Source organism: Kitasatospora sp. MY 5-36 (assembly GCF_001182915.1).
Classification (GTDB): domain Bacteria; phylum Actinomycetota; class Actinomycetes; order Streptomycetales; family Streptomycetaceae; genus Kitasatospora.
The window spans coordinates 1-1,331 of the sequence record NZ_LFVW01001216.1; the positions used below are offsets into that span (position 1 = coordinate 1).

At 76.5% G+C, this 1,331-nt stretch carries 1 protein-coding gene; it reads right to left on the reverse strand.

Going from position 1 to position 1,331, the window contains the following annotated elements; translation table 11 throughout:
* Window positions 1-1,331 (reverse strand): hypothetical protein (locus AE652_RS41490; RefSeq protein WP_159028739.1); only part of this gene is annotated, 1,331 nt, incomplete at both ends.

Sequence of the window (1,331 nt, forward strand, 5' to 3'; positions counted from 1 at the left end):
CGCGCAGCGCGGCGGCCGCGGCCACCAGGCCGAGCAGCGCGGCGGCGACGGCGGCGGTGCGCAGGTCCCCGCCGGTGCCCTCGGCGGCCTGCTTGAAGCGGTCCTGCTCGATGTCGGCGGCCTGGGCGAGCGCCTTGTCGGTGGCGTTGAAGGAGGCGTCGGCGGTGGCCGCGTCGCCCTTGGCCGTCACGGTGGCCTCCAGTGCGCCCTGGTAGTCGGCCTCGAACACCTCCCGGTTCCGGGCGGTGTCGTGCCGTTTGCGCCACTCGTCGAACTGCTTGGCGGCCTCCCGGATGCCCGGCTGGGCGGCCGAGGGGGCCAGGCGGAGGGCCTCCGGCAGCGAGCCGGCGGACCGGTCCGCCGGGACGTCCGTGGTTCCGGCGAGGTCTCCGACGGCCTTCGTCCACTGGTCGGCGTACTTGGTGGTCGAGCCGCGGGCGACGAAGTGGAGGTTCTCCGCCAGCCGGGCGGTCAGCACGTCCGCCCGGGCGGTGTTGAGCGCCTTCAGCGGGGCCGCGCCCTCGTGGACGCTCCGCTTGAGCGCCGCGCTGGTGGTCAGACCGGTGACGGCCAGCCACAGCCCGCCGGCCAGGACGGCGGCGGTGGCGCCCAGCAGCCCGATGTTGAACACCCGGTTGGTGCGGCGGAACAGCGTGAGCTGCACCCAGGCCAGCGCGGCCAGGGTGACCAGCGCCAGGCCGTACGCCGCCCACGGCACCGCCTTGGCCTCGGCGTAGTCGTCGGCCAGCTCCTGGTTCTCGGCCGCGGCCAGTTCGGCGGCGGCCGGCAGCAGCACGGTCTGCATCTGCTCGGAGGCGTACCGCAGGTAGGCGCCGCCGAGCGGGATGCCCTGCCGGTTGTCGGCCCGCGCGGTCTCCACCAGGCCGGCGTAGGCGGGGAGTTGCTGGTTCAGCCGGGAGAGCGAGCCCTGGGCGGGCGAGGTCGCGGTGGTCCGGGCGGCGGCCTGGGCGATCAGCTTGGCGGCGGTGGCGATGTCCTGCTCGTAGCGGGTGCGGACCGCGTCGGGCTCGGCGCCGGCCAGCAGGAAGCCGCTCGCCGCGGTGGTGGCGGCGTCGGCCAGGCTGCGGTGGATCTCGGCGGCGTCCCGGCTGAGCGGCTGGCTGTACGAGACCACCCGGTCGGCGGCCTGTGCCCGAGTCTCCAGCTGCCAGGCGGTGAGCCCGCCGAAGGCGACGGTGAGCACCGCGAGCACCACGCCGGCCAGTCGCAGCCGCCCTGGGGGCGTGCGGGTGGCCTGTGCGAGCCGGGCGCGCACGCCGGTGGCGACGGCCGCCGGAGGGCGCTTCTCGGGCGCCCCACCGGGTCTGGCC